Source organism: Flavobacterium chilense (assembly GCF_001602525.1).
Taxonomy (GTDB): domain Bacteria; phylum Bacteroidota; class Bacteroidia; order Flavobacteriales; family Flavobacteriaceae; genus Flavobacterium; species Flavobacterium chilense.
In genome coordinates this window covers 258,494-280,960 of the sequence record NZ_LSYT01000008.1, presented here as the reverse complement: position 1 = coordinate 280,960, position 22,467 = coordinate 258,494, and the positions used below count along the sequence as shown (strand labels likewise).

Here is a 22,467-nt window from a genome sequence, read left to right as displayed (position 1 = left end):
AATGAGACCTAATAATATAAAATATAACAGGAAAACTGGTACTCTCATAAAGAGAGTGCCAGTTTTTTATATAGTGCTCATCGCTTTACTAATCTCATTTTTTGGTTTTGCTCAAAACAATAATAAAAAACAGCTTACGGCTGCCGATTACCAGTTATGGAGTTATCTCAAAGCCGAGAAACTATCCGAAAACGCAAAATGGGTGAGTTTTTCTGTTTCGTATAAAAGTGGCAGCGACACCTTATTTGTTAAAAACACTAAAGAAACAAAAACCTTTAGTTTTCCCGGAGCAAGCAAAGGAGAATTTATCGGTGATAATTGGTTTTGTATGATGAGTTCAAAGCAAGAACTAAAAATTGTCAACTTGCATACTTCCAAACAAGAAACTCTACAAGGGGTAATCAAGTATGATTTAAGTACGGAGCCTTATGAAATAATCATCTTGAAAAAAAGTGATGCCGGGAAAAAGCGGTTACTAATAAAAGTTTTAGGGTCTGATAAATCTATCATTTTAAATGATATTGGTAACTACTGGTACAATCAAAAGACCAGTGCAATAGTATATACTACAATGTCCGGGAATGCAACAACAATTGCCATCATGAATCTACGCGATAAGACAACAAGTGTAATAGCCAGTAGTATCAATGCGGTTGAATATTCCGATATCGTTTGGCAGGAAAATGGAAATTCCATTGCTTTTTTAGAGCAGCCTCTGGACAATAAAACAGCTCGTACCTGCGTCGGTTATTACAAAATTTCGGAACATGAATTATCCATTTTCAATCCTGCTTTACAAGAAGATTTTCCAATAGACACGCAAATTATTTCCTCGTCTTTTGCCAATCTACAGATTGCTAAGGATGGACAAAGAATATTTTTCGGATTACAGAAGACTATTATACCACCCGATATTACTCAGGTTCAAATTTGGAGTACGGCAGATAAATTTATTTATCCATCAAAAGTCCAGATTGACGGCTGGGATAAAATAGCCAAAGTAGCGGTATGGTGGCCCCGGCAAAATAGGTTTAGCTGTATTACTAACAATGAACTCCCGCATCTGATGTTAAGCGGAGACCAAAAACAGGCTTTGCTTTACAATCCACAGCAATATGAACCGCAGGCAAATTATGATGGCAATTTGGATTTTTATATTTCGGAACTGGAAACGGGAAAGCGGAAATTAGTGCTTCAAAATCAGTCCGGAAATTCCCAGTGGACTTCTGTGTCTCCTGGGGGAAAGTATGTGGTTTATTTTAAAAGCAACCATTGGTGGGTTTATGATATACTGACGGGACTGCATAAGAATCTCACCAAAGAACTTGGAGTATTTTTTTCAGATAATGAGTCAGACTATCCTGAAGAAGCAAGCCCTTTTGGTAATCCGGGATGGATAGTAGGAGATAAAACACTTTTTGTTTATGACAAGTATGATATCTGGAGCCTTGCCAGTGACGATTCAACTGCTTTACGATTGACTAGGGGATGCGAAAATAAAACTACCTATAGGATTGTTTCTCAATCTAAGGAAGACTCCAATAAAATGAATTATGATGGTACTTATAAAGGTCAGTTTGGCCCCACTGACAGGTTAGTAATCAAAACCGAAGCACTGGACCATACAGGATATTGCCTTTGGGATAAGAAAAATGGTTTACAGCCCCTATTGGACAAGAAAATGCACACCAGCCAGTTTATAACCTCTGTAAAGAGCGAAGCTTACGTTTATGTTGAGGAAAACTTTAATTCACCCCCGAAGTTACTATTTAAAGAAAATCGAAATTCAAAAGAAAAAGTACTGTTTCAAAGTAACCCGCAGCATTTTAAATACAATTGGGGAAGCTCCAAGCTGATTGCCTATACCAACTCCAATGGCTCGGCTTTAAATGGCGTTTTATTCTATCCGGCAAATTATCATGCTACTACAAAATATCCTATGGTGGTGCATGTGTACGAAAAGCAATCCAAAGAATTGTATAACTATGTGAATCCATCCAAAAACAACTCAACAGGATTTAATATTGCCAATTTTACTTCAAGAGGATATTTCGTGTTTTTACCCGATATTGTTTATGAAATTGGAAATCCGGGATCTTCGGCAGTAGATTGTGTTGTTTCCGCTACCAGAAAAGTCATTGCCAGTGAATCATCCATTGACAGTACTCGAGTAGGTCTTACTGGTCATTCTTATGGCGGATATGAAACGGATTACATAATCACACAAACTAACATGTTTAAAGCCGCAGTGGCGGGCGCAGCCATTACCGATTATGTAAGTGGTTATCTGTATGTATCGGATATGCAAAAGCCTAATTTTTGGCACTATGAATTCGGTCAATTAAGAATAGGCAAATCTCTGTATGAAGACTATACAGGATACCTGCAAAATTCTCCCATATATCATGCCGACAAAGTAAGCACACCTCTGTTGTCATGGGCTGGCAAGCAGGATTACCATGTGCATTATTATCAGAGTATTGAGTTTTATTTGGCGCTCAGACGGCTCGGAAAGATAAATACGATGCTGATTTATCCCGGAGAAGAGCATGTACTAATAGAAGAAAAACATCAGCAAGATTTAACCCAAAAAATTGAACAGTGGTTTGATTATTATTTAAAAGGAGAAAAAAAGCCACAATGGTTTTAAAAAAATATGACAGCCAATCATAAAAAAACAATGCAGTTCCCATAAGGAACTGCATTGCCATTTCTACGAGCAATGGAATCAAGGTTTATAAACCGGAACCTTACATTCGTTAGCCGAATTTTTACCAAATAATTGCGCACCAGTTGGCAGTAAACCAACTCTACAGATGGTTCCATTATTGGTTGTTGAACACATATCATGCTCCTCACAAGAGGTTGCTTCAGCGTTCAATTTAATGTACCCACGAATTGGCGCTGCTGCTTTAGAACGCACATTCATGGCATGGGTTGTATAAGCGCCTGCTATCGCAAGAGCAAATACTGCAACAGGTAAAACCTGTTTCGCAAAATTTGTTTTCATGATTTATAATTTTAATGTTAGCGATCTACTCTTTCACAGGTTTTCGATCTTTTCCCTGACACAGCGCTGTATATTTTCATAGAGTGATTTCAGTTTTATTTTTGATACGAGTTTGTGAGTTTCTTGCTTAATGTATAATGAACCAAATACGGTCCTATAAATCCATAAAAATTGTCATTGAGAATAAAGAAGTTTTTTAGCTTATCATTTTTAATATGGTAGATGTAAAAGCTACCCTGATAGGAATTGGTATTAAGGTCATATATATCAATTACACTGGCATCCTTCCACATTTCAGCAGGTTCATATTTTCCCAACAGTGCTGAATTGACAAACAATAAATTTTTATAAACGGCGCTTGTTTTATTGACAATTAAAGGAGGTGCTGAAAATTTCATTTCCTGCTGGCTTGCCACAGTAGTTACTTTAATTTGGGCTTTACTAATGGTGTCGATGGTCTTGCCACGATAGATTAAATTAAGCGTCTTGTCCGCTACGATAAACTCATTACGATAGAGATAAATGTAGACCAGCTTTTGAGTGTCTTGGTCATAATGCAAGGTTCCATCGACATCAAAAATTCCATCAATCTGTTTCTGTAATAGGCTTGTATTGAAACGTGTTTTTGGTTTGCTGCCAAAATGAAGAGACCCCAATACACTTTCCCCATTTATATTACTGTTGGAGCGGAATGCCAATGTGAGCGAATCCATGAGCTGGTAATGGGAAAAAGTTGTAGACCCGTTCCATTTTACATAGCCCTTCCAGTTGTTTATATTTCCTTTAAAAATAACAGGAACATATCCGTCAATAAGATAAAAATTCGGAGGTGAAACTCGGATTTGGACAGACTGAAATAAAAAATCTGTCCTATTGGGGTGAATCTTAAATTCATTTTTGTTCTGTAAGGCTGTATCGAGCATTGTCACTAATAATGGCGCAGTATGACTGCCTAGGTATATCTTGTCTTTTGAAGCTCCGGCAAAATAATAGGAACTAAACTTTAGATCGATATCATTAACTTTTACAGCATTTCCGGGAAAACGGCGGACAAAATTATTTCGATGGTGAATTATGTCTTCTGATAACATAAATAGCAAGGCAACAATGCCAATACTAAAAAGCACAGTTAACGAAAAGGCACTGGCGAGTACAGCAGGCTTTGAAATTAGGCGCACTTTAGGCGCCCCTACGGCCAATAGCAGGATACCTGCTGCCGCCAGCATTATGAAAACTAAATTAAAAAAAAGATGTTCTGTCCATCCTAGCTTTTCAAGAATCCCTCCACAGGAACAAGGGACAAAGGAGCTGTAATTTAAAATAATGAAAATGTATGCGGTAAACATAATCATTAGACCCAGCGCACCAAAAAGACCAATAATCCTCCATCTTTTTGAAACGATAAGCAATGCAATGAATAATTCAAGCGCAGGTACAATCCATGTAATTACTCCTGCAAAAGCACTTAATAAAGGGGACTGCCCCAATTGTACGCGGAAGTTCTCAAAGTCAAGCAATTTACTTACCGCCGCATATACAAATAGCACTACATATAGGAAGGAGATTACTTCTATAAAAATATACTTATATCGTAGGTTAAATTTCATTGTAATGTAATTGAAAATTTGTGATGTAAAATTGTATAAAATAAATAATTAACTCTTGTCAATTCGGGATAATCGTATGCCAAAAACGGACAGCAACTGCCAGCTATGACTTTAGTTGAATAACAAAATTTTCAAAATCAAATATTCCGCTTATGGCTGCACATATAAATAGCAAAATATAAAGCCGTCAGATTATATTGATTATAGTGTTTAAAAAAAACACTCCTGTTTTCGTGTCTCTCTTTTTAACCCCTCAATAGATCATAATTACTAATTACGATACTTGTATACAACCTAGATGGTTTAAGCGTTGTTTAACAGTCAGATTGTTAGTGTTTTGTAAGTGCTAAATTAGTTCAACCCTTTTGAAGTCCAGTTGCTAAAATCCCGCCAACTTATATCATTTTCAGACATTTTTATCATTTTCGCCAAAAAGTGAGACCTAAAAAGGCTGGAATATGTCAACATACTGAAAAAAATAACGTGTAACTTATTGGGGATAATGACATATTCGCCTATCAAAATATCCTGATTTATGTAATCTATGAATAACTAATTATCAAATTGTAAATGTTTTATAGCGCTAAATTAAGTCAATGTTTTTGAAGGATTGTTACGAAAAACGATCCAAAATTTGTAAAAAACGATCCATTTTACACCATTTAAAATGGTCACATAATTAATTAAAAAACGACTTTGGAGTTTTTTTCAGCCCCCTGCAAGGGCAAGTGGTTTTGAGCTGCGGAAATTATTTCAAGCAGCTCAGAACACAACTTGCCATTACCTTCGTGGTAATATTTTTGCAAATACATTTTTTAATTAAAAGGGTTTACACCCTTTTTTCTTTTGGATTGGTAGAAATAATGTTATTGAAACCAATCTTAAGGGTAGGAATTATCGGAATTCGCTTCGATAATTAAGAGCGGGAATAAATTTCGGCAGCCATGAAGGCTGCCCGCCGATGTCCTTTAAGACTGAAAGGATTTCTATTGTAGATGAGATGGAGATTAAATAGATGTATTTCGGTGATATTATAGATTGCTGGAATGGTAGCTTGCGTATTTATGTACCTATGTATTTACGTATTCATGCATTCATGCATTCATGCTTTTACGCTTTCATGCTTGTATGCTTTCATGCTTTCATGCTTTTACGTTTGCATGTATTCATATATGCACGCTTGCATGTTTTCTTGTATGCTAATCTGCAAGCCTGTAGTTAAATAGATATGCACTACTGTATAAAAGTAAATTTTTAAGAGCAATTGCACAGGTATAATTAAATCTGTACAAACACCCAGAAAAATATATTATTCCAAAAGAAAATAGAAAAACCGGAAAAAAGAAAAAGAAAGCAATTCTACAGAACGGGTTGTGGGCAGGCCAAAAGGAAACGGAATAAGTCCCGTAAGGGTGGATTGCGAGTATGCGAGCAAGACATTATGCCGTAGTCTTTTGGTTAGCCAAACAACCCGACCTACCTTCGTTTTCTTTTTATTATTTCTCTTTTATTGTTTTAGAAAAACATAAAACCAATCCGTTCATAACCTTATACAATCCTGTCAAATAAAGCCATAAAATTCTATAACTTATAATGCTTGTCGCGCTAATGGGTGTTCTCTATGCGGACACTAAAAGCCAAACATTTCCTTTGGGTTCTACGAATGCTACCTGAAGAAGACCAGGAAGTAAATTTGTATCTATTATACGAATTGATTTAAGTATGGAAGAAAACTGTAATAGCTCTCGTCAAAAAAAAGGCGGAAGGCATCTAAAGAAGGATCCTGCCGTTTTTCGATATTCCATTAGCTTGAACGCTGAAGAAAATGCCCGATTTCTTTCCTTGTTTGAACAATCAGGAATGAATGTAATGGCACATTTTATAACTGCTTGTATCTTTCAAAAAACTATTAAAACAATAAAAATAGACAAGGCTACAATGGATTATTATATGCGACTGACTACATTATACGGTCAGTTCAGGGCTATTGGCGTTAATTACAATCAAGTTGTTAAGCTATTGTATCGCAATTTTTCCGAAAAGAAAGCCGCAGCCTCTTTATACAAGCTGGAAAAAGAAACAATAGAATTAGCCGTTTTGTCCCAAAAGATGATACAGCTTACAGGTGAATTCGAAACAAACTACCTTAAAAAATAGCATCAGAAATGATAGAAATTATTAAACGGTAGAATTATTTATAGAAGAGGATAATTTAATAGGTATGTTTATTATAATCATCACTATTTAATAAGCTTAAGAGGGTTATTTTCTCCTTTCCGCTTCTAACAAACGCTCATAAAGCTTTCTGTTTTCTTCGTATGCCTCGATCAATTTATCTAAAGGATTAAATGTACAATTTGTATTAAACCCAGAACTCTGATCATTAAATGTATTAAAATAATTAATAACACCTTCCTCAGAAAAATTCTTTATAGCCTCAGTACTAACCCCCAGAGCCTTTGCCACTTCAATTAGTTTTTCTTCATCAATTGTCTCACTGTTTTCCATAATAGATATTGCCTGTTGGGTGGTTCCCAGTGCCTGTGCCAACGCATCTTGCTTAATATCGCGTAGTTCACGGATACGGCTGATTTTGCGTCCTATATGATTTGATTTTGTTGTCGTACTCATAAATTCAAAGGTAATCGTTAGTTATGATAATCTATGCAATGTAAAAAACATGATTTTCAATGTATCGTATATAAAAAAAGGATATGATACATCTGTGCGTTTTTTTTACTTGCCGGTCATTACAAAAATACAATTTTTCATTTATGTTCTACCGCAAATATTTAATTTATCCCATAAGGTCTCCGCCTCTCAATTCGTTTTACTCATGGATTAATAAAAATTGTTGCTCCTGTGCATTTTAATTTTGCTAAATAGCTGTCTTCAAGTTTTATTGAATTGTATTTCCCTTCTAAAAACATATTGTCTTATACATTACGCCATTAATAGACAAACTACGCCAACAATATCACTGTCGGGATCACTTCAAAGATGCATTTTTATATTTGTTAGAAGACAAATAAACGGATTGAAAAAAGACCATCCAAAATGGCTTTTTATTTTTAGCGGGCTGGTGAAGAAAGAAAAATGATTTCCCTTGTATTAGGCAATTACTATTTGTATTAATCAAAGGTTTTATCCAAAGTATTCCCATTCTCCTTTCCCTAAAACAACACAGTCCTGTAACGGCTACGGGTCACCTTACGGCCTGAAAATAATGGAAAACCATTAAATATTTATGGAAAATTTAGAAAGCCTTTTCCGCTCATTTGAAACAGGAATCCGAAGTGTCAAAGCCCTAAAGCCCAATGCATACCTCAAGGGTATCGGGTTGGATTATTCCCAGCTTAGGATTGGCTTTAACTCCGGGCAGTTCCACCACCGTAAGCCGCAAGAGGTAAAAGATAACTTTGAAAGCTTGGGACTTCTTACCAAAAGTTATGCTCCGATTAGATGGGATACAGATATGACCTCCTATACTGTTTTCGGACGTTATGGTCTTATTTTTCCACTGCTGGACAAAGATAATGTGATTGTCAATTTTTTTGCCCTGCGGTTTGACCTTGACTCACCAAAAGAAGAATTCCTAAATGATAAAGGCATTTATCCTGCCTATCCGCATCCTCTGACCAAACGATTATTTATCGTGGGATCAGTTATTGATTGTGCCACCCTTCTTCAAAGCAAGGCACTTAACCAAAGAGAGGCGGTTATAGCACTACATGACGGAGAATTATTGCCACAACATCAACAAGCTATCAAAGCATTACATGAATTAGAAGCAATAATAATCATAAAGCGGTAAAACTATGGAAAAGATCAGATTACAAATGCAGCAGCTAAAACCCGATGTGCCCTTGTCAATGGTGGAATTGCCAGAAGGACACAGTCTCAATGACATTTGGGTCAATTATGGAACGGACGGAATACTGAAGCTTTTTAAAAATGCAGAAACTGAAAAATCAGGAGTCGCCTTGCAGGTACACAACGATTATAAAATTAGTTATAAGGGAACTACTGGAACATTTTATGTCGTAGGTAATCTACCGATGGACTTGGGAAATCTGAGGATTTCACTCCAAATTGTAGAGACGGACACCCAAAAGAAACACCGGTTGAAAGTAGACTTATTTGACTTTTCAAATGTACAGAACCAGTGTACTGAGCTATCCGAAAAACAAGGTTTTGATTATCAGGAACTGGAAACGGATTTGGTACAGCTGACAGATCTTTTGGAACAGCATAGGGATTTACTTTTTGAGGCGGAGATCAACCCAGTAACGGATAAGTATTCCGAAAAAGAACTTACACCACAGGCACATGAAAAAGCTATCGCTTTTCTCTCCAAACCCAATCTATTAGAAAATATCAATACACTTTTGGAACAAAACGGTATTGTCGGGGAAGAAGAAAACAGGCTACTGCTTTTTGTACTGGCTTCAAGCTATAAAATGCCATACCTTATGCACGGTCTTGTACAGGGTTCTAGCGGTGAGGGAAAAAGTCATCTTATAAATGGAATTGCCCAGTGCATGCCACAGGAAGATGTAATGAACATGACCCGCATTACCAGTAAATCATTATACCATTATAAGGATAAGGAGCTTATTAATAAACTGATCGTGATTCAGGATTTTGACGGGTTGGATGAAGAGGCGCAGTATGCTTTTCGGGAAATGCAGTCCGCCAAATTTTTAACCAGTTCTACTGTGGTCAAAGATATCTTTGGTAATAACAGGGGTAGGATGAAACAGGTACAGGCGCACTTTGCCAGTCTAACCACAACCACCAAAGCAGAAGTATATTATGATAATATGAGCCGTTCGGTCATTTTAGGTGTGGATGAAAGCCAGGCGCAGACGATGCGAATTATTGAGATTCAGAACAGGAAAATTGCAGGGAAAAGCAATAATGAAAATGAGCAGCAGGCAACACAGTTGCTTCGAAATACCATGCGTGTTCTGAAATCCTACGAAGTCGTGAATCCTTTTGCGGACAAACTCATGCTTCCCCTTGAAGCCAAGATGCTCAGAAGGCTCAACAGCCAATTCCAAAACTTTGTTTCACAGATTGCCATCCTACACCAATATCAGCGAAAAACCGATGCACAAGGCAGATTGATTGCCACCAAAGAGGATATAAAATTTGCCGTGGATATATTCTTTAATTCCATCATCATCAAAGTGGATGAACTTGATAAAAGCACAAGGCAGTTTTTTGAAAACCTCAAAGGCTATGTAAAGAGCCAAAAAAATGGCTCAATACACCGTTTTACCATTAGAGAGATTCGCCATAAGCTTAATATCAGTAAGACATCAGCATTTAGATATATGCAGCTGTTACAGGAACTCGAATACATTCAGGCAATTGAGGGTTCTGTAAACAGAGGCTTTAAATACGGGATTGTCCACTGGGACAATATGGAAAAACTAAAAGACAGAATAAAGAAAGATCTGCACAAACAACTAGAAGCGTTTTAAAAAAATAAAAATGGAACACCCCGGAACGCCAACGGAACACCACAGTCCCAGTAAACACTGCCCATACGATAGTGGTGTTCCGTGTTCCAGGCAGTGCGCAAGCGACCACTTAAAAACATTATCATTTAAGAATACTAAAAACAATGAAAAAGACCATACAAACCAAAGATTTTCAAAAGCTTGCCAAGAGCTTTGACAGCTTTGTAAAAGTCCGGAATTACAAATCGGGAAAAGGGCGCATGTATCAAAACACATTGACGGAATTTCTCACATGGCTGGAAGAAATAGGAATCACTAAAATTAAAGATGTGACAACCAAAGAAAGCTTAAAATATTATGAGTATCTCATTGCAAGACCAAAGCTACGGGGTGAAGGAACACTATCACAGCAAAGCATCAAATTTCATCTTTTTGTTCAGGGATTGTTCCTTGTGAACCTAATGGAAAACAAGGAAATTGAAAATGGTTATTATATCCCTGCTTATAGTGGAGGTATTCAAAATCCCCGAAATATCCTGAGCGTGGAAGAAATTAAAGTCGTTTATCAAAACTGTGAAAATCAAATGGAAAAGGCTTTACTGTCTGTAGCCTATGGCTGCGGGCTTCGCCGATCAGAAATAAATGCGCTGGATTTAAGAGATATACAGTTAAACAGCGGAATGCTCATTGTCAGAAGCGGAAAAGGAAGCAAAAGACGCGAAGTCCCAATGAGCGATACCGTTATGAAATACCTCAAAAAATACATACTGGAAGAGCGCAATCAAAAGCTTGTTGGGAAAAGCCAAATGGAAGAGGCATTTTTTATCAATAGTAAAGGTAAACGAGCTACTGGCGAAAACCTGAATGAGATACTTAAAAAGATGATTGAGCAAACCCAAAAGTACGAACTGATTCAAAAGGATATTACCCTGCATTGCCTGCGTCACAGTATTGCGTATCATCTGACGGAGAATAATGCAGGTATTGATTTTATACGCAGTTTCCTCGGGCATTCCGATATCAATACAACCTATATATATGCCATCAAAAACAAGAAACGAAAACCAATAGTAACCTTTTAAATAATTGTTATGACAAAACAAACACTGGAGCAATTCCTGCTCCAAAATTATAGTAAGCAAACGGTGTCAAGTTATTTGTTTGCCATTAACCATTTTTTAAAATTAAACCCCAAAGCCAAGCGATATAAATACGAGAATATTGTAAAGTATATGGATGAAATTAGCTTAAAGCAGCCTAATAGTAAATATCGGGTTGTGATTTTATCAGCTATCAAAAAATATTATGATTATTTGGTTATGAGCGGTTACAGAACCGACCATCCATGCAAACGCCTGAATATTAAAGTGAACAGCAATCAGGCAATACAGGTGCAGGATCTGTTCAGTAGCTCGGAATTACAACTGCTCTTGGAAAGGGAAAACCGTTATAAGCATTTAGATATCAGAAATAATGTATTGCTGTCTCTTCTAATTTATCAGGGACTCACCAGCGATGACATTATAAAGCTTACGGTAAAGGATATTGATTTAGAGAATGGAACTATTTATATAAAAGCTTCCAATATGCTCAATAAGCGAACGCTGGAATTAGTATCCAAGCAGATGATTTTGTTTTCTAATTATATTAACCAAACACGTGTGGAAATGCTCCGATGTAAAACTGAAAAGCTCATTATTACCAAACTAGGCAAACCTATTACAGTAGGTGGTATTCATGGAATGATTGATCCGCTCAGGGCATTGTTTCCGGATAGAAAACTCAATCCGCAGACTATCCGCATGAGCGTGATCTGTAACTGGCTCAATGAGAAAAAGATCTCTTTGGAAAAAGCACAGGAACTCGCCGGGCATAGGTGGCCAGGAACTACTGAAAAGTATATAAAAGTCAATAGTTCGCAACAGAGGGAGTTGATTAATCGGTATTTCCCTAGTATATGATAGAATACAAATGATTTAGAATAGATAAATTGTAAATACGGAAAACCGTAAAGTTTAAATAAAGAAAATATTTACTTTTATTTAATAAATGAATATCTCATAAATACCATTTTTTTATTGCACTTATTTTAGAAGAGCTTATTGAAAAATGTTGAATATTCGTAATAAAAAAAAGAGTTGTATTGTTCTAGATATAAATATTTGGAGTATTTTCACAAGAAAAACAACTAATTATAAGTTATTTATGGCTTATAAGTAAAGTTCAATATATAATTAATAAATCACTGAAAATTGTTTAACCAGACTCAAATAAAATTATCAAATCGAATTATAATTAATTTTTTAAACATTGAAAATTATTCGGACAAATTAATTGCATTAATTAAAGATGAGATTGTGAAAATTTGGGATGGTGATTTAAGTGATGATGACCTGAAATTTGTAAAAAAACAAATGCAAAGTTTTTTTAAAGACAAGCAAAAAGATGAAGAAAAAAAATTAGCATTTGTTGCAGAATTTATTTGCCACTTATATTTAAGATATCAAGGATTTAGTCATTATAGTGTTTTAAAAAATCTTGAAGAAATTAAAGCACCGAAAAAAGGTTTTGACGGTTTATATGAACTTGAAAATTCAATGTGGCTAGTTGAAAGTAAATGCGCAATGCCGACGACTGAAACTAATCATAATAACAAAGTAGGCGAAGCCTATAGAGATATCAAAAATAAAATTGAAAAAACCTCAATAATAGATAACGAAAATAATCCTTGGGAAAATGCAAAAAATCATTTTTTACATACTGAAAAGAAAAATGATACATTACTAAAAGATATCAAAAGACTTAAAAATCTATTCATAGAAGGTAAAAAAATTCAAGTTCAAAAGTTCAATGTAATACCTTGCTCGACTATATATTTGGGAGATAAATGGTCGGTTATAGATTCAGATCTCTTAAAAACAAAATTGGAAGGGTTATTAAAAAGATATCACGCTAAAAATATTAATGTATTATGTGTAAATAAAAAAAGCGCGGATGATTTTTTAAAATTCATTAACGAATAAAAGGCATGGATGATTTAAAAGAGTTGAAAAAATTAGGCAATGATTCAGATCCATTTTTTAAAAATGTGTTTAAAAAATTGTGTTTAGAGGAAGATTTAACTGATAAAGAAAAAGAATATTTACTCACCTGTGCATTATTGTTTTTTAAGAATTATAATCAAGATAAAAGGTTAAAAGGTTTTTTTAAAATTGGTTTTTATATAATTTTAAAATACGCAATAAAAAATAATGATTATAAGCCTTTATATGATATTAGTTTGCAAATTGGTTTTTATCCAATTATAGATTTTATAACACATCAAAAACGACATTTATACAAAGTTGATAATAAAAATAGAATTTTAGATGCATTAGCATATATATCATTTAAAAAGAAGTTTTTATCACCTGATCAATATATAGAATCACTCGAACAAAATATATCACGAAATTTAATTATTGGAAGTACATCTACTGAAATTGCTTATATAGCTCCAACTTCTTATGGGAAAAGTTCCTTAATTAAGGAGTTTATTAAAACAAGTAATTACTCTAGAATTGCCATTATTGTTCCATCCAAATCTTTATTAGTGCAAACATATAAGGATATTAAAGCTTTAAAATTAAATTACAAATTAGTTTTACATGATGAGATGTATAATAATGAAGATAAATTTATTGGTATATTAACTCAAGAACGAGCAACTAGAATTCTTAATAAAAATTTGAAAGCGAATTACGAAGTATTATTTGTTGATGAAGCTCATAAATTATTAGATAGAGATTCAAGAAGTTATATTTTAACTAGATTAATACAACTTAATTTTAAAAGAAATTATAATCAAAAAATAGTTTATTTGTCACCATTAGTTGAGAAAGAAAATAACTTAAGAGTAAAACAAACAAAGCAGGGCGAAATTTTTACAAGAAGAATTCAACATGATTTTAAAAGCTTTGAACTATATCTTTTCGACAATAATAAAAGTTATTTCTATGATAAATTTACTGATACGGAATTTAATTTAAACAAAGACACAGATTATTTTAGTTACATAGTTAATAATTCAAATATAAAAAATTTTATTTTTCATTCAAGACCTATTAAAGTTGAAAAGTTAGCTGAAAATATTTCTAAAAAGATTAGTTATGACCTATCAGAAAACAAAAATATTGAAAAGATTATTCAAACTTTACAGAAAGAAGTCCACAAGTCATTTTATGTTATTGATTACATTAAAAAAGGAGTTATTTACATCCACGCAAAAATTCCAAATATTATAAAGGAATATTTGGAACAAAAATTCAAAGAAGTGGCTGAAATTAAATATATAGTAGCGAACAGTGTTATATTAGAAGGTGTAAATTTACCCATTGATACAATATTTATTACTACAAATGGAACAGGAAATAAAAATGAACATCTAAAGGTTAAAGATTTAATTAATTTAGTAGGTAGAGCAAATCGATTGAACGAAGTTTTTAGTAAAGATAAAAAGGATTTAGCAGGCTTAATTTCAAAAATACATTTTTTAAATCATATAGATTTTCAAGGTAAATATAGTATTAAAACTTCTGTAAAATCATTACGAGAGTATAGTTTCAAAGACATTATTAAAAACCCGCTAATTGAAAACTATGATATTGATAAATTGGAGTTTTCAGGTACAAAGGAAGAGAAAGATAAAAGAAAAGAGAAGCACAAGATTGAAGATGAAAGTTTAATTCAGTTTTCTGAATTTGTTTTGGAGTCTCCAAAAAACCAAAAAGAAAAAGTAAAGAAGTATTTGATTGAAAACTCAATTGACATGTTTTTTAAAGATTTAGAAGCAGCAACTGAATTAATTATAAAAAATATGTCAAATTATCAATTTAACAAAGAGCATAAAATTGTAAACATTGTTAATGAGATTTTTATAAATGATAATGAGTTAAATATAAAGGATTATGAATTAGAACGATTAAAAAATGAAAGTGCTCGAAAATTTTATAATAATTTTCTTGAAATAACTCAAAAACAGCATCTAAATGAGCGTATAAATAGCACAATAGATTATTTCAAAATAAAGGCCAAAACTGAAGATCCCTATTTATATATTGGTACATCTTATGGGGAAGAACCTCGCCAATCAAAAAAAGTATATGAAAATAAACACTACGAAAGTAAAGTTTATATTGACTTACGAAAAGCTGAAAATATTTTGGCAAATATCGCAATTGCTAAACTAAAAATAGAGGAAGACTTTGTTAGTTTTAAACTAAATAGCTTGATTGCTTTTCTTCATGAGTTTGAAATTATCACAGAAGAATATTATTATTTATACATATATGGTACAGTTAATACAAAGATAATAAGACTAGCAAGATTTGGTTTAAGCGTAAACATAATTACTAAATTAGATATTGATAATCAGATAATAAATTTGGATTTTGATAGAAATGGAAATCTCTTTGTTACAAATCAAAATAATTTTGATCTATATTTAATTAATCAACCAGAACTGTTTCAGTTTGAAGTCAAGAAATATCTTAATTGACAATGAAAATTCTGATATAGAATATATAATTCTCAGTAAAAGGAGATTATAAAATGGTATTTTTCTATGATTTAATTTTATTATTTTTGGAAAAACCAGAAACAATAAAGATGAATATCTTCCCATAAAGAATAAGGAGGTCGCATCGTTAAACTTGATATAAATTAATGAAAGCAATTGCAGATAAATTATTAGAAACTATTAAAGATTATAGAAACGACGATGGTGTTTTTTTAGATAGCGATCATATTATTAATTGGGTAAATCAATTCGGAGAAGATGCTGAATTTATACTTAATGAAGTTAGCCATATAATTCCTCAAGTATATGTTTCAAAAGAGAAAGCAAAAAAACTTATAGATTCACATATTGAGACATTAATTAAGGAATTTAAGTATCCAGGTATATCCCAGTTTTTGATTGATACAGAATTTTTGGATTTACAATTGCCTCATAAAAGTCAACCTGCAATATTAAATATATTAGAAACGCTCTTGAATGAAAAATATGGAGAGTCATATTTACAATATAAAACGTATCCAAAAGTAAATTTTGTTTATTTTGATGATATTTTAGCATCTGGGAGTACAATCGGAAATCATCTAGTACAATGGTTAGGGGCGACAAACTCTGAAAATGTAAGTAATGTTGAAAATGTTTTAAAAGATAATTATCGATTATCTATAAATTTATTTGGTTTACATAATTGGGGACAGTCTTTCCAAAAGTATAGATTGATGAAAACCTTTGAGGATAAAATTGACAGGAAAATTCTATGGTTCTCAAATTATCAGATTCAAAATCATGCTAAATTAAATAACCAATCGTTGAACGTTGCTTTTCCAACGGATGAACAACCGACAAATGTGAAATCATACTTAGCAAATTTAATAGCCGAAAAGTATGAGGATTATGCTTATAGAAAGCCTAATTTACCTGCTTCAGAAAGATTTTTTACATCTGCTGAAAATAGAGTTCGTTACGAAAATATTTTACTTCAAAAAGGGATATCAATTATAGAAATGATTCAAAGTGAAATAAAACCTAACATAAGACCGTTAGGATTAATAAATCCAAGTTATAAAACTTTTGGTCTAGGAACGCATTTTTTTACATGGAGAAATATTCCCAATAATAGCCCTTTAGTATTTTGGTGGGGAGTAAGCGGTCATGATTGGATTCCGTTATTTCCAGTTACAAATAGAGGTTAGTATTATAAAATTGTTTTACTTTGTATTATGAAAATTAGTGAAAGAACATACAACAAAAATGAAGTAATTACTTTTAGTAAAACTACTGGCAAATTTGGAGGTCTTTCGAATATGGCTCCGGGTTATTCTTTATTTGTGAATGAGACCAACATAGCTAATTCAGAAATTTTATATCAAGCTTGCAGATTTCCTTTGTTTCCGATGATCCAAGAAGAAATTATTTCTCAAACTAATCCAATGGATGCTAAAGAGATCAGTCGAAAGTATAACCAATTTACTAGACAAGACTGGGAAACTGTAAAATTTGACGTAATGCGTTGGTGCTTACAAATAAAACTTATTCAAAATTTTGACAAATTCTCTGATTTACTTTTGAGCACAGGAGATAACACAATAGTTGAATTCTCAACTAAAGATAGTACTTGGGGTGCAATGCCAGTTAATAAAGATGAATTAAAAGGAAAAAATGCATTAGGCAGATTATTGATGGAAATTAGAGAAGTGCATTTAAAAAGTTCGCAAGAATTGGAATATGTAAGGCCCTTAAATATTCCAGCATTTTTACTTTTTGACAATCCTATAGATAAAGCATATAAACCAGAGTTTGTCATTCATGACCTTGACGATATTTATGCTTATTAAATAAATTAAAACCATTTAAAATTAAAGCCTTCAGAAATGAGGGCTTTTTTTGTGGGATAAATTAGACTATATTTTTATTAGGAAAATAATTAAACAAAATCTACTTTCGTATTATTGAAAAATGTAACCGGACGTTCTTTATATTGAAATTTTTTGCAAGGGACTATTTTATATAGAAAAGGTTTGCAGAACCTTATAAGTATAAATTCAACGGAAAAGAGCTCCAAGACGAGCTGGGGCTTAACTTCTACGACTACGGAGCACGTAACTATGACCCTGCACTTGGTCGCTGGATGAACATTGACCCACTGGCAGAGAAAATGAGAAGGTTTAGTCCTTATAATTATGCTTTTAATAACCCTATGAGATTTGTTGACCCTGACGGTATGGCTCCTTCAGATATTATTTTTGTTACTCGAAATAAAGACGGTTCAGAAAAGGAACGATTAAAATATAGTAATGGGAATTTTTATCATAATAACGGAAAAGGAGCAAGATATGCCCCAGGTAAAGAAAGTAATCCAGCATTATATACAGTTTTATCAGCTTTTAGGAAAATTGAAAAATCAAATGATAATGTATTAAAAGAAAAACTTTCAACATTAGAAAATAATCATAAGCAGACACATTTAATACAAGAAGGAACACCAGGTGCAAATGAAAATAATGTTACTCCATATTTTTATGGAGAAGGAAGTGTGAAGAATGCTGAAGCTTACGAAGATGTTAAAAACGGAAAAGGTGTAGATACTATGACTACTTTTGATTTTTCCAAAGAATCAAAAGAAAACTTTTTTAATCAAGAAGGAGTGCCAGATTCTGATTTTACAACTGTTGCTCATGAAATTAGCCATGTTTATGATTTTGACAGAGGGCAAAATGCTGATTCAGTTGGAAAAAAAGCTGAAAAATCACCATCAGAAAAACGAGCTGTGGATTTTGAAAATAGAGCTAGAAGTTTAATTCATTTACCTAAAAGAACAACATATGGGGGCTTACCGTTTAATCTTAATTAGAATTTTATTTACATTAACAATATTAACTTCTTGTTCGAGAGAAAAAGAGATTAATTACTATACAACCTATTCAATAAAGCAGAAAAAAAATGGACTAAAAGAAAACCAATATATGTTGTTCTGTAAAAATAATGAAGGACAAATATGTTTGCTTGAATCATTTGAGATTTTTGATGAATTTAAAAAAAGTAATATAGTTGGAAAGTATGATGACTTTTTTAATGATATTTTAAATCAAAAAAAATCAATGATAGTATATTCATCTGACCATGTTTGTTTTAATATAGATAAGAAAATAGAAAATGATTATAAAGTATTAGCTAGAAAAGATTTTTTACTTAAATACGCTTATGAAAGTGCAGATAAAAATAGATACCTAATAAATAATAAATTAGTTGGTGATAATAATTTATGTGTAGCCTATTTTCTTTTCAAGAGTGGTTTCGGAATAACATTTGACGATTATTTAGGTTCTTACTATGTTAATAATTTAACCGTAGATTATTAATCAAGTCATTTGAAAGATGAGCATGTTTGTTCATCTTTTTGGTAATGTATCAGATGTGTTGGTGGTTAATTATAGCATCAAACATTTAGGTAGTGTTTCAAAGTTAGTGATATGAGATTTTGAAATTCTAACCTTTTGAAATTGAACAAATTTTAGAAATAAATAATTTAAAGATGAGCAGTAATGCTCATCTTTTTTGTTTTAATATTGCCTTAAATGAGCTAAAATGAGTAAAAATGCGATATGGTGTTCCAAAGTTAGTGATGGTAATGAATTGTCCAAAATGTAAAGAGCAAAAGGTTATTAAAAATGGGAGAACAAAAAATAATAAACAGCAATATTATTGTAAAATATGCTCTCACCCCCGCTCCCGCACGAATCCTTTCGTGTGGCGCAAAGAGCATCGACAAAGGATATAAAAAGAAGAAACCTTGCCATCAGCGAGGTTTCTTTGTTTTTTAAAACCCTTCTGTTTTCATGATATGGCATATGATAAATCAAAAATACAAGGAGCGAGTGGATTACTTGGAGATAAAAGAGCTATTAATGCTGATTGGCGATTTGTGGGACAAGAACTAACTATTGCGCAAATTTCTCCTGACTTAAAAACAAGACTTAGAGCGAATATTTTGGGATATGGATTAGCCGCAGCAGCAACTCCTAAAACAATCTGGGCAGAAATATACGATACTGTTGCAACAGGAAACTCATTAGGATATTAATTTAATAAACATATTTATGGTATTAAACAAAAGAATAATTTCAATTTTTATAGTTTTTTATATTTTAACAGCATGTGATGGCACGTTAGGTGGATTTGATACTATTAAATTTTTCACGTCAAAAAATGAGTTAAACGAAGCAATTAACAATTTATATGTAAATCATTCAGAATATAAAGTTCCAAATGAGTTAGAAAAATTTAATAATTGGAAAAAAAGTGGGTATGATTTTTTAGAAGCTTATACTTTTTATTTTGACAAAAATCCTAAAGAATTTTATTATGTATCCTTTGTAGGTGATGACGAAACATTTAGGGACACAACTCATGTTGATATTGCTATTCGTTCAGTTTTTATAATTGATAAAAAAAAATGGTTAAAAGAAGAAGATTTCAATGAAGAAGAAAAAATAAGAATTCAAAAAAGATTTAAAGATGAAATAATTTCTAAACTTGAAGAATATACAAAAACAAAATCGGAGGATTTAAATGAATAGGTAATGATGGGTAATGTTTCAGATTAGGTGTTTTTGCAGAATAGCAATATAATTAATTGAAAAAGAATCTATAATTATAATGTTTTAGATATTTGAGAGACGATCTATTCTATTGGTCGTCTCTCTCGTTTTTTGACTTTTAATAAGCCTTAAAATGCTTTTGTCTTACCTTAGTGTTTCAAATTAGGTCATGATAAAAAATGTAATTTTTGTAATGGTAAATGTATAAAGAATGGATTTCAACTAAACGGAAATCAACGTTACAAATGCAGTTTGTGTAAAAAAAGACAGCAGTCTGACTATAAATATAAGGCATACAAAAAAACACTAACCAAAGTATTATTCAATTAACCAAAGAGGGATTAGGGATAAGAAGCACGGCAAGAATATTGAAAATATCAACCACAACATTATTGAAAAGAATTAATAATGATTATCAATATTTTTTTATCTTCGAAAAACAAAACTTCACTATTAACACATTACCTATCTTGAGCATTAGTCTAAATTCTCCATTCCTATTCAAAAACAATTATGGCTGTAATTTTAAGGTAACTAATACTTTTGTTTTTACATGATAACCTTCATGTTCGCCAGGTAACCACTTAGGCGAAGTTTTCAAGATTTTTTTTATTTTCTTTGCAGTGACATTACTCGCTCCACTAATAATCTCAATATCACTTATCGACCCTTCAATTCCAATAATAAAACTTACTAAAACAGCATTTGGAAAATCTTTATGAAATTTTTTTTTTTAAGTTTTCCACTACAAATTCATTAAACTTTTTCTCTCCATCTGGAAATCTAGTTTTTACTTGAACTTCTTCATTATTATATGTCTTTTTTTGAATATCATTTTCTGGGATTGAATTCTGGGAAAATCCATTTTGAATACACAAGAAAATTACAAGCAGTAATATTTTTTTCATATTTTTTAGTTTAATTAAGAAACCATTACAATTCTTCTTTAGAAAATCCCGCATTCAAAATAGCTGTTGTATCTGTGATTTGCTTTGACAAATCAACTTCTATCTTATTAGGGTCTTTTGAGGAATAATATAATATGAAAAATTTATTTATTTTCATATCACAACTATCAGGACATTGTCCATAACTATTTCTATATCTTTTATTATTCACTATATATTTAAAAAAACTTGTTGTGGTTTTTGGTGCTATTTTACAAAATGTAAATTTACAAACAGTTTTTTTTCTATTTTCTCTAATCTCTTTTTTATATAAATAACCTTTAACAAAAAGAAAAACAATTCCTACAACAATAACGATAGCGATTAATTTACTTATATTTTTTTTCATTTTCTATCTTTTATCATCCGCTGGAAGTGGAGCTGTATCAACAACTGTAGTAACAGTGGTTTTTGCTATATTTCCATAAACATTTCCTACCCCCTTTCGTTTCACTACTCAAAATAGGACTGGTATCAATTTTTTGACCAAAACGATTAGCTAATATTGCCCCTCCTATTTGAAGAGCACCTTGATTAAAATTACTAGGAGTTGAAGGAGTAAAATTTCCTTGTAAAACATTACCAACAGGTAAACTAAAAGTTCCACCTATTATAGCAGGACCTATACCTGGTACTGCTGATGCTACTGCCTCGATTGTATTAATGTTACCTAAACTGTTATCAGTTCCAATATTAGCTATGCCTTGTGCTACAACATTGGTGCCTACGCCTAATGTAGCAGAACCGACCGTTGGAACACCAAATGCCGCCCCAACAATACCGGTTGTCACCATTGCTGGCAAAGTGACTATACCAGCAAAAGCTACCGCATGACCAAAATCTTTATCTGTTCCATATTCTCCTGAAGAGACATGTTTTTCTGAATTATAAAAAGTTTCTCCCCCGGACATTATATCCTCATAATGATAATAATTATGATTAAACTCAGCTCTAGCTTCCTGTACAGACATTCCTGTAAATTTGCTAATGTCTTCTCATTTTTTCTACCAGCGAGTCAATATTCATCCAACGACCCAATGCAGGATCATAATTCCTTGCTCCATGATCATAAAGATCTAAGATGAGCATTACTGCTCATCTTTAAAATATTTTTTTTACTGAAATTCACTCTATTTCAACACGTTATAAATTTAAAATCTTCTAACACTACTTTGAAACACTACCCTTTGCGTTCACGAGCAAAATGTTCACACCAACACGGGACTTTATTTTCTGTTTTCAAATACAATAATTAAGATTTTAAAATTTTATATAAAAATAAT

The 22,467-nt window shown here is 32.5% G+C and carries 19 protein-coding genes and 3 pseudogenes; 16 read left to right on the top strand and 6 right to left on the bottom strand.

Annotated features, from left to right (window positions below):
- Window positions 1–55: 55 nt before the first annotated feature.
- Window positions 56–2,650: a S9 family peptidase gene (locus A4F88_RS19085; protein WP_162268804.1), complete on the top strand. Its 2,595-nt coding sequence runs from the start codon at window positions 56–58 to the stop codon at window positions 2,648–2,650.
- 78 nt (window positions 2,651–2,728) lie between these two features.
- Here the strand turns inward: A4F88_RS19085 and A4F88_RS19080 are convergent, their stop codons facing one another.
- Both A4F88_RS19080 and A4F88_RS19075 read right to left on the bottom strand, forming a co-directional pair.
- The gene (locus A4F88_RS19080) at window positions 2,729–3,010 is read right to left on the bottom strand and encodes a DUF6520 family protein (RefSeq protein ID WP_017496768.1); all 282 of its coding nucleotides are present in this window, start codon (window positions 3,008–3,010) and stop codon (window positions 2,729–2,731) included.
- Window positions 3,011–3,105: 95 nt separating this feature from the next.
- Window positions 3,106–4,617 (bottom strand): MauE/DoxX family redox-associated membrane protein, encoded by a 1,512-nt coding sequence (locus A4F88_RS19075; protein ID WP_068844354.1) that lies wholly within the window; start codon window positions 4,615–4,617, stop codon window positions 3,106–3,108.
- 1,722 nt (window positions 4,618–6,339) lie between these two features.
- Here A4F88_RS19075 and mobA point away from each other — a divergent pair.
- Window positions 6,340–6,774, top strand: a complete 435-nt coding sequence (gene mobA, locus A4F88_RS19070) for a conjugal transfer protein MobA (RefSeq protein ID WP_017496776.1) — start codon at window positions 6,340–6,342, stop codon at window positions 6,772–6,774.
- A gap of 105 nt (window positions 6,775–6,879) precedes the next feature.
- On the opposite strand, the gene A4F88_RS19065 is transcribed toward mobA, so the two are convergent.
- Window positions 6,880–7,248 (bottom strand): helix-turn-helix domain-containing protein, encoded by a 369-nt coding sequence (locus tag A4F88_RS19065; protein ID WP_017496777.1) that lies wholly within the window; start codon window positions 7,246–7,248, stop codon window positions 6,880–6,882.
- A gap of 616 nt (window positions 7,249–7,864) precedes the next feature.
- On the opposite strand from A4F88_RS19065, the gene A4F88_RS19060 reads away from it, so the two are divergent.
- The 14 genes and pseudogenes from A4F88_RS19060 to A4F88_RS25925 all read left to right on the top strand — a co-directional run.
- Entirely contained in the window at window positions 7,865–8,431 is a 567-nt protein-coding gene (locus A4F88_RS19060) for a hypothetical protein (RefSeq protein WP_068844353.1), read from the top strand.
- A 4-nt stretch (window positions 8,432–8,435) separates the two neighbouring features.
- Window positions 8,436–10,106 (top strand): hypothetical protein, encoded by a 1,671-nt coding sequence (locus A4F88_RS19055; protein WP_068844352.1) that lies wholly within the window; start codon window positions 8,436–8,438, stop codon window positions 10,104–10,106.
- 143 nt (window positions 10,107–10,249) lie between these two features.
- Window positions 10,250–11,167 (top strand): tyrosine-type recombinase/integrase, encoded by a 918-nt coding sequence (locus A4F88_RS19050; RefSeq protein ID WP_068844351.1) that lies wholly within the window; start codon window positions 10,250–10,252, stop codon window positions 11,165–11,167.
- A 9-nt stretch (window positions 11,168–11,176) separates the two neighbouring features.
- Complete coding sequence (locus tag A4F88_RS19045; RefSeq protein WP_068844350.1) at window positions 11,177–12,046, top strand: tyrosine-type recombinase/integrase; 870 nt, start codon at window positions 11,177–11,179, stop codon at window positions 12,044–12,046.
- A 291-nt stretch (window positions 12,047–12,337) separates the two neighbouring features.
- On the top strand, window positions 12,338–13,108 hold the full coding sequence (locus A4F88_RS19040; RefSeq protein ID WP_068844349.1) for a hypothetical protein: 771 nt from the start codon (window positions 12,338–12,340) through the stop codon (window positions 13,106–13,108).
- A 5-nt stretch (window positions 13,109–13,113) separates the two neighbouring features.
- Entirely contained in the window at window positions 13,114–15,621 is a 2,508-nt protein-coding gene (locus A4F88_RS19035) for a DEAD/DEAH box helicase (protein ID WP_068844348.1), read from the top strand.
- A gap of 167 nt (window positions 15,622–15,788) precedes the next feature.
- A complete protein-coding gene (locus A4F88_RS19030) occupies window positions 15,789–16,832 on the top strand; it encodes a phosphoribosyltransferase-like anti-phage protein (protein WP_068844347.1) in 1,044 nt (347 codons plus the stop codon).
- A gap of 27 nt (window positions 16,833–16,859) precedes the next feature.
- On the top strand, window positions 16,860–17,474 hold the full coding sequence (locus A4F88_RS19025) for an NADAR family anti-phage protein (protein WP_068844346.1): 615 nt from the start codon (window positions 16,860–16,862) through the stop codon (window positions 17,472–17,474).
- A gap of 194 nt (window positions 17,475–17,668) precedes the next feature.
- Window positions 17,669–17,863: pseudogene (locus A4F88_RS25935) on the top strand (RHS repeat domain-containing protein); the annotation flags it as partial.
- 598 nt (window positions 17,864–18,461) lie between these two features.
- Window positions 18,462–18,998, top strand: coding sequence for a hypothetical protein (locus tag A4F88_RS19015; protein WP_068844344.1), 537 nt, complete (start codon window positions 18,462–18,464; stop codon window positions 18,996–18,998).
- 226 nt (window positions 18,999–19,224) lie between these two features.
- Window positions 19,225–19,360, top strand: a pseudogene (locus A4F88_RS25930) (transposase); the annotation flags it as partial.
- A 120-nt stretch (window positions 19,361–19,480) separates the two neighbouring features.
- Window positions 19,481–19,720: a hypothetical protein gene (locus A4F88_RS19010; RefSeq protein WP_068844343.1), complete on the top strand. Its 240-nt coding sequence runs from the start codon at window positions 19,481–19,483 to the stop codon at window positions 19,718–19,720.
- A gap of 16 nt (window positions 19,721–19,736) precedes the next feature.
- Entirely contained in the window at window positions 19,737–20,216 is a 480-nt protein-coding gene (locus A4F88_RS19005) for a hypothetical protein (RefSeq protein WP_068844342.1), read from the top strand.
- Window positions 20,217–20,441: 225 nt separating this feature from the next.
- Window positions 20,442–20,641 (top strand): annotated as a pseudogene (locus A4F88_RS25925) (IS1-like element transposase); the annotation flags it as partial.
- A gap of 312 nt (window positions 20,642–20,953) precedes the next feature.
- On the opposite strand, the gene A4F88_RS19000 reads toward A4F88_RS25925, so the two are convergent.
- Genes A4F88_RS19000 through A4F88_RS18990 form a run of 3 tightly spaced genes read right to left on the bottom strand, consistent with a single transcriptional unit; the run spans window position 20,954 to window position 22,155 of the window.
- Complete coding sequence (locus tag A4F88_RS19000) at window positions 20,954–21,145, bottom strand: hypothetical protein (protein ID WP_143155053.1); 192 nt, start codon at window positions 21,143–21,145, stop codon at window positions 20,954–20,956.
- Between the two features lie 25 nt (window positions 21,146–21,170).
- Complete coding sequence (locus tag A4F88_RS18995) at window positions 21,171–21,533, bottom strand: hypothetical protein (protein ID WP_068844340.1); 363 nt, start codon at window positions 21,531–21,533, stop codon at window positions 21,171–21,173.
- A 37-nt stretch (window positions 21,534–21,570) separates the two neighbouring features.
- On the bottom strand, window positions 21,571–22,155 hold the full coding sequence (locus tag A4F88_RS18990) for a hypothetical protein (RefSeq protein WP_068844339.1): 585 nt from the start codon (window positions 22,153–22,155) through the stop codon (window positions 21,571–21,573).
- Between the last annotated feature and the right edge of the window lie 312 nt (window positions 22,156–22,467).

Coding starts and splice junctions, on each gene's coding strand:
- A4F88_RS19080 (WP_017496768.1), bottom strand. CDS start 3,010: ATGAAAACAAATTTTGCGAAACAGGTTTTACCTGTTGCAGTATTTGCT.
- A4F88_RS19075 (WP_068844354.1), bottom strand. CDS start 4,617: ATGAAATTTAACCTACGATATAAGTATATTTTTATAGAAGTAATCTCC.
- mobA (WP_017496776.1), top strand. CDS start 6,340: ATGGAAGAAAACTGTAATAGCTCTCGTCAAAAAAAAGGCGGAAGGCAT.
- A4F88_RS19065 (WP_017496777.1), bottom strand. CDS start 7,248: ATGAGTACGACAACAAAATCAAATCATATAGGACGCAAAATCAGCCGT.
- A4F88_RS19060 (WP_068844353.1), top strand. CDS start 7,865: ATGGAAAATTTAGAAAGCCTTTTCCGCTCATTTGAAACAGGAATCCGA.
- A4F88_RS19055 (WP_068844352.1), top strand. CDS start 8,436: ATGGAAAAGATCAGATTACAAATGCAGCAGCTAAAACCCGATGTGCCC.
- A4F88_RS19050 (WP_068844351.1), top strand. CDS start 10,250: ATGAAAAAGACCATACAAACCAAAGATTTTCAAAAGCTTGCCAAGAGC.
- A4F88_RS19045 (WP_068844350.1), top strand. CDS start 11,177: ATGACAAAACAAACACTGGAGCAATTCCTGCTCCAAAATTATAGTAAG.
- A4F88_RS19035 (WP_068844348.1), top strand. CDS start 13,114: ATGGATGATTTAAAAGAGTTGAAAAAATTAGGCAATGATTCAGATCCA.
- A4F88_RS19030 (WP_068844347.1), top strand. CDS start 15,789: ATGAAAGCAATTGCAGATAAATTATTAGAAACTATTAAAGATTATAGA.
- A4F88_RS19025 (WP_068844346.1), top strand. CDS start 16,860: ATGAAAATTAGTGAAAGAACATACAACAAAAATGAAGTAATTACTTTT.
- A4F88_RS19015 (WP_068844344.1), top strand. CDS start 18,462: ATGGGGGCTTACCGTTTAATCTTAATTAGAATTTTATTTACATTAACA.
- A4F88_RS19010 (WP_068844343.1), top strand. CDS start 19,481: ATGGCATATGATAAATCAAAAATACAAGGAGCGAGTGGATTACTTGGA.
- A4F88_RS19005 (WP_068844342.1), top strand. CDS start 19,737: ATGGTATTAAACAAAAGAATAATTTCAATTTTTATAGTTTTTTATATT.
- A4F88_RS19000 (WP_143155053.1), bottom strand. CDS start 21,145: ATGAAAAAAATATTACTGCTTGTAATTTTCTTGTGTATTCAAAATGGA.
- A4F88_RS18995 (WP_068844340.1), bottom strand. CDS start 21,533: ATGAAAAAAAATATAAGTAAATTAATCGCTATCGTTATTGTTGTAGGA.
- A4F88_RS18990 (WP_068844339.1), bottom strand. CDS start 22,155: ATGTCTGTACAGGAAGCTAGAGCTGAGTTTAATCATAATTATTATCAT.